This is a genomic window from Burkholderia sp. Ac-20345 (genome assembly GCF_017104825.1).
Lineage (GTDB): Bacteria > Pseudomonadota > Gammaproteobacteria > Burkholderiales > Burkholderiaceae > Burkholderia > Burkholderia lata_B.
In genome coordinates this window covers 1-6352 of sequence record NZ_JAAGPO010000331.1, presented here as the reverse complement: position 1 = coordinate 6352, position 6352 = coordinate 1, and the positions used below count along the sequence as shown (strand labels likewise).

Below are 6352 nucleotides of genomic sequence, written 5' to 3'. Positions count from 1 at the left end.
GCCCCCGTATCGGCATCGGCACCGTCGGGCACATCGCCCGCGCCGGCCGCTGCTAACCCCGTCGCATCGTCCGCACCGTCCGGCGCGAGCGCCCCGGCCGCAAACTGACCGGCCGCCCGTATCGTCGCGACCGGCCGCACCCGGCGCAGCGCGACGATACGCAACCTTCCCCGTCATTCCTCACAGGAATTTCCGCGCCGCGGGCTGCCCGCCCGTCGTGTCGCCGACATTGCGTCGACGCTTCGCAACGGGCATGTGTAGCCGATGTCCATGTTCGCCGGGATCGACGGCTGTCCGGCGATTCCCCGACAGGCCAACTTGCGCCGCCCGCCCCGCCTACCGCAACGTCGCGTGCAGCGTCTGCATCTGCTCGACGGTCACCGTCACGCCACCGCAGACGATCACGGCAATATCCGTCGCCGCCCGCCATCCGGCCGTCCCACGACAAACCTGCTTGCGCAGCCCGCCCCGCCTACCGCAACGTCGCGCTCAACTTCTGCATCTGCTCGACGGTCGCCGTCACGCCACCGCAGACGATCACGGCGATATCCGTCGCCGACCGCCATCAGGCCGTCCCACGACAAACCTGCTTGCGCCGTCCACCCCGCCTACCGCAACGTCGCGCTCAGCTTCTGCATCTGCTCGACGGTCGCCGTCACGCCACCGCAGACGATCACGGCGATATCCGTCGCCGACGCAAGCACGGGCACCGGCCGCTCGAGCGCAGCCAGCGCTGCACCGCAAGCAGGCTCGACGACGATCCGGTGTTCGTCGATGAATCGCAGCGACGCTGCCACCGCGTCGGCGTCGGACACGACGACCGGATGAATCTCGTGCCGTGTCGCCCATTCGACGGCCGCATCGCACGGCCGCTTCGCACCGAGCGATGTCGCGATGCTCGTGATCGCCGGTAATTCGACCGGGCGCCCCTGATCGAGCGAACGCGCATAGCAGTCGGCACCTTCCGTTTCGGCTGCGACCACCGGCACGTCATGCCAGCCGTTGCGCGCCAGCCCTTCGAGCACGCCACACAGCAGCCCGCCGCCGCCGACCGCGAGCACGACCGCGTCGGGCTTCGGGCCGACCGCCGCCATCTCGTCGATCATCGTCGCGTGGCCCTGCCACAGCACGCGGTCGTCGAACGGATGCACGAACGCATCGTGCTCGCCGAGCGCCGACTGCGCGAACGCGTTCGCCTCGGCCCAGCTCGCGCCGTGCACGACGAGTTCCGCACCCTCGACGCGGATCAGCTCGCGTGCGCGGGCCGACGCGCTTTCCGGCACGACGACGAGCACCGGCACGCCGAGTTCGCGGCCGCAATACGCGACCGCGATGCCCGCGTTACCGCCCGACGACGACACGAAACGCCGCGCGCCGGCCGCATGACGCGCTTCGCAGACGGCGCCGATACCGCGCAGCTTGAACGAGCCCGACGGCTGCAGCGCATCGAGCTTCAGCCGGACGGTCCTGCCGAGCCGGCGGGACGCGATTTGCGAGCGAATATAAGGAGTCGGGATATGAAGCGGCATGGGACGGGACCAATGGGAACGGAGGAAACACGCGCGACCCGCGAATGCGAGCGGCAATGACGGTCATCGTACGGCACGCCGCCCATGCTTTCCAATACCATCGAATGGCATTTGCTATGCTCTACAGGTATATCATCGAACCGGAACGGATACCGCATGCGCCAGATTGAATTACGCCACCTGCGCTACTTCGTGGCCGTCGCACAAGCAGGCAGCGTGATGGCCGGCGCGCGCGCGGCCGGCATCGTCCAGCCCGCGCTGTCGCGACAGATCCGCGAACTCGAGGACGCGATCGGCACGCCGCTGCTGGTCCGCCGCGCAACGGGCGTCACGCTCACGGCGGCCGGCACAAGCTTCCTGCAAGACGCGACCGGCCTGCTCGCGACGCTGCAGGACAGCCGCGAGCGCGCATTGCGCAGCGCAGCCGGCCAACTGGGCGAACTGCGGCTCGGCGCATTGCCGAACTGCCTGCCGCTGCCCGTCTTTGCAAACGTCCTCAAGACGTTTCGTGACGCGTGTCCGGACGTGAAGCTGTCGATCGCGCCAATGCTGTCGGCCGAACAGGCAAGCGCGCTGGTGCGCGGCCAGCTCGACGGCGGGATTATGGCGTGGCGTCGGGACGAAGCGCCGCACCTGTCGGGCGTGCGGCTGCTGAGCGACCGCTTCGTGCTCGCAATGCCCGCGCCGCCGGGCGGACGCTTCACCGCGCCGCGCACGCTGGCCGACGTCGCGAACGAGCCGTTCGTCTGGTTCGACGCGCAGCGCTCCGCCGCGCACCACCGGTTCCTGATGGCACAGTGCCAGCAGGCCGGCTTCACGCCGCGCATCGCGCAGGTCGGCAGCGACATTCCGACGCTGATCGGCCTCGTCGCGGCCGGAATGGGCTGTGCGTTCGTGCCGGAAAGCGCGTCGCCGACCTGCCCGCACACGGTCCGGCTCGTCGCGCTCGACGAGCTCGCGAGCCGCTTCGACATCGAGTTCGTGTTCGACGGTGCGGCAATGCCGCCGTCGCCGGTCGTCGCGCGGTTTCTCGAGGCCGTGCGCGATGCGGCCGGTGAAGCGAGCTGACCGGGCAGCGGATACCGGATGGCGGAGGATCTCCGGCAATCAGGCAGCACGATTCGGAGTGCGTCTGACGCGCGGAATCACCCTCCGCCAAACCGTCGCTTTGGCCGCCTAAACAGGCAAATCAAATACACCTTACGCGCGAAAATGCTTTCGACGCGACGATGCCGGACGCTGCAGCGCCGGTGTTTTTAAATTGACACCAAAAACGGCCGTTTAACGCCGATTCGAATTGCCGTGCGCCGAAATATACTGCGCGCGCATCCAACCCTCGTGCCAAAGAGAGGATGCGTTTCCGCCCCGGTCACGGTCCCCCTGTGGTCGGGGCTTTTTTTGCCCGTGTACCTTGTCTGCAAAGGGTTTCCGGCGATGATGCGATACTCGCGCGGGATGATGCCCGTCACCTGACGGGCCTGCCCGATCCGCGCGGCTGCGCGTCGCCGGACGGTCAGCGGGCGAATTCCGGATCACTGGGCCGGTCGGCCGTCAGTCCGGCTCGAAGCGCCGATGGATCGCGATCTCCCGGTCTAGCGCCGCACCTTTTTCATGACAAACCACTTTTGCAAAGGACGCTCGTTCGCCCGTGCCGCACGCGGGCTTCGCACGCCCGCTGCATTGTTGAGATGAAATCAACATAATTTCGTCCGTACACGGCTTTTTCGGCAAAAGTCATCCAGGCACACTTCGTCCTGTCCTCAACGGCCCGTGCCTTTGTCCCTCGACTACAGGAGCTCATCGCGTGAACCCCACGACTTCCTCTCCTTCCCGCCCGGGCGGCAGCGCCGCGCTGCCGCTGCTGGCACTCGCCGCCGGTGCGTTCGGCATCGGCACGACCGAGTTCTCGCCGATGGGCCTGCTGCCCGTGATCGCCGACGGCGTGCACGTATCGATTCCGCAAGCCGGCATGCTGATCAGCGCCTATGCGATCGGCGTGATGGTCGGCGCGCCGCTGATGACGCTGCTGCTCGCGCGCTGGTCGCGCCGCTCGGCGCTGATCGCGCTGATGTCGATCTTCACGATCGGCAACCTGCTGTCGGCGTTCGCGCCGGGCTACACGACGCTGCTGCTCGCCCGTCTCGTGACGAGCCTCAACCACGGCGCATTCTTCGGGCTCGGCTCGGTGGTCGCGGCCAGCCTCGTGCCGCGCGAAAAGCAGGCCAGCGCGGTCGCGACGATGTTCATGGGCCTCACGATCGCGAACGTCGGCGGCGTGCCGGCCGCGACCTGGCTCGGCCAGATCATCGGCTGGCGCATGTCGTTCGCGGCGACCGCGGGCCTCGGGCTGGTTGCGATCGCCGGGCTGTTCGCCGCGTTGCCGAAGGGCGAAGCCGGCAAGATGCCCGACCTGCGCGCCGAACTCTCGGTGCTGACGCGCCCCGTCGTGCTCGGTGCACTCGGGACGACCGTGCTCGGCGCCGGCGCGATGTTCACGCTCTACACGTATGTCGCGCCAACGCTCGAACACGTGACCGGTGCGACACCCGGCTTCGTGACCGCGATGCTGGTGCTGATCGGCGTCGGCTTCTCGATCGGCAACATCGCGGGCGGTCGCCTGGCCGACCGATCGCTCGACGGCACGCTGATCGGTTTCCTGCTGCTGCTGATCGCCACGATGGTCGCGTTCCCGGTGCTCGCCAGCACGCATGCCGGTGCCGCCGTCACGCTGCTCGTGTGGGGAATCGCTACGTTCGCGGTCGTGCCGCCGCTGCAGATGCGCGTGATGCGGGCGGCCCACGAAGCGCCGGGCCTCGCGTCGGCCGTCAACATCGGCGCGTTCAACCTAGGCAACGCGCTCGGCGCGGCCGCCGGCGGCGCGGCGATCTCGGCGGGCTTCGGCTATGCGGCCGTGCCGCTCGTCGGCGGGCTGATCGCCGCGGCCGGACTCGCGCTCGTCTTCCTGCAGATCGCGCAGCAGCGCCGCGCACCGGCCGCCGCGAATTCGTAATCGCGACACGTCGCGCGCCGGCGATGCATGCCGGAGCGCCGATCCATCTCGACTCACGCTCACGGCCGCGCAATGCGGTCGTTTTCGTTTTCAACGATAGATTCCGATTCAACACCCCTTCAATCTGGAAAAATCAAGAATAATCACCCATCCCGCAGCACCCCGAATTCAATTAATTTACGAAATACCGAAATCGATTCAATCCATTCGAATGATTCATTCCCCACCCCTTCTATTTCATTCAGCGAATTAATTACCTATTCCCACGAGCCGATTCAACTCGTCAAGTCAGCCGAAAAATCGTATCGAACCCCGTATTAATTACCCTTCATTGCTGCGCCGCGGGATAACATTTCGTTCAAATTGATCACGAAAAAATCGGAAATCGCAACGCTCCCCGGCTTTATTCAATCGATACCCCGATCAAATGTAACAAAATGAAACAGCGTAAATTTAAAGATTGAAAGACTTGCCGATTCGTATCAGCATCAGCGATACCGTGGCATGCGAAGCGCGGCATAAATCCAATGAAAAAAACAATCGATGAGGGATCAGTGTGAAAGTCGCCATCGCTTCCATGACATTGTCGCTCGCGCTGTCAATCGGCCTTTCGATTCCCGCCGCCGACGCCGCCACCTATTCGAACGGCACCGCAACCGCCACCTTCAACGTCACGCTGACGCTGCAGCCGAACTGCACGATCGCCGCGAACCCGCTCGCCTTCGGCACCAGCGGGGTGCTGGCCACCGCGATCAACCAGCAGACGACCGTGAGCGTCACCTGCACCAACACGACGCCGTACAACGTCGGTCTCGACGCGGGCACGGTCACGGGGTCGACCGTCTCAAGCCGGCTGATGGCCGGCACGACGACCGGCAACACGTCGACGACCGTCGGCTTCCAGCTCTACCAGGATGCCGGGCGCACGACGATCTGGGGCAACACGCAAGGCACCGACACCGTGGCCGGCACCGGCACGGGCTCCGCGCAGTCAATTACCGTCTACGGCCAGGTGCCCACGCAGGCGACGCCGAAGCCGGACACCTATCAGACGACCGTCACCGCAACCGTCTACTTCTGACCGGCACTGCTCCCCATGTCCGCATTACGTCGAACGCTCGCCGCGCTGCTGTGTGCGGCCGGCGCCGCGCACGCCGCGTCGCTGCAGATTTCCCCGGTCACGATCGAATTCAGCACCGACGACACGGCCACCGGCATCACGCTGCGCAATCCGGGCGAGCGCCCCGTGTACGGGCAGGTGCGCGTGTTCCGCTGGGACCAGGCCGAAGGCCAGGACACGCTGACGCCCACCCAGGATCTGCTGGCCAGCCCGCCGCTCATCCAAGTCGGCACGCAGTCCGAACAACTGATCCGCGTCGTGCGCGCATCGCGCACGCCTGCCGGCGCCGAGCAGACCTACCGGCTGCTGATCGACGAGCTGCCGCAGCCCGGCGAAACGCCGGCCAACGGCGTGGCGATCCGACTGCGCTATTCGATTCCGGTGTTCGTCGAGCCCGCCACCAACGGCGCGCCGCAGCTCGACTGGGCGCTGCTGCGCGGCAACGGTGGCTGGGTGCTGCGGGTGCGCAACGGCGGCACGCGGCGCGCGCAACTGGCATCGGTCGAACTCGTGACCGGCGACGGCCGCACGTATCCGCTCACGCACGGCCTGCTCGGCTATGCGCTCGCGGGGCGTACCGGCCAGTGGAGCGTGCCGCTGCCGGCCGGCGTCACGCTCGGCGGCAAGGTCACGGTGCGGGCGGCCGTCAATTCGCAGCCGGCCAGTGCGGTCGTCACGGTGGAGCCGCCGGGA

Annotated in this window: 5 protein-coding genes; 4 read left to right on the top strand and 1 reads right to left on the bottom strand. The window is 66.8% G+C overall.

The window, feature by feature from the left end; translation table 11 throughout:
* Positions 1-608 precede the first annotated feature (608 nt).
* Positions 609-1529, bottom strand: coding sequence for a pyridoxal-phosphate dependent enzyme (locus tag G3O06_RS45790; RefSeq protein ID WP_205820029.1), 921 nt, complete (start codon positions 1527-1529; stop codon positions 609-611).
* A 156-nt stretch (positions 1530-1685) separates the two neighbouring features.
* On the opposite strand from G3O06_RS45790, the gene G3O06_RS45785 reads away from it, so the two are divergent.
* The 4 genes from G3O06_RS45785 to G3O06_RS45770 all read left to right on the top strand — a co-directional run.
* Positions 1686-2597 (top strand): LysR family transcriptional regulator, encoded by a 912-nt coding sequence (locus G3O06_RS45785; protein WP_205820028.1) that lies wholly within the window; start codon positions 1686-1688, stop codon positions 2595-2597.
* A 736-nt stretch (positions 2598-3333) separates the two neighbouring features.
* A complete protein-coding gene (locus G3O06_RS45780) occupies positions 3334-4539 on the top strand; it encodes an MFS transporter (protein WP_174915232.1) in 1206 nt (401 codons plus the stop codon).
* A gap of 577 nt (positions 4540-5116) precedes the next feature.
* Positions 5117-5620, top strand: a complete 504-nt coding sequence (locus G3O06_RS45775) for a spore coat U domain-containing protein (protein WP_174969497.1) — start codon at positions 5117-5119, stop codon at positions 5618-5620.
* Between the two features lie 15 nt (positions 5621-5635).
* The coding region (locus tag G3O06_RS45770) for a molecular chaperone (protein WP_174998193.1) at positions 5636-6352 on the top strand (717 nt) is incomplete at its 3' end.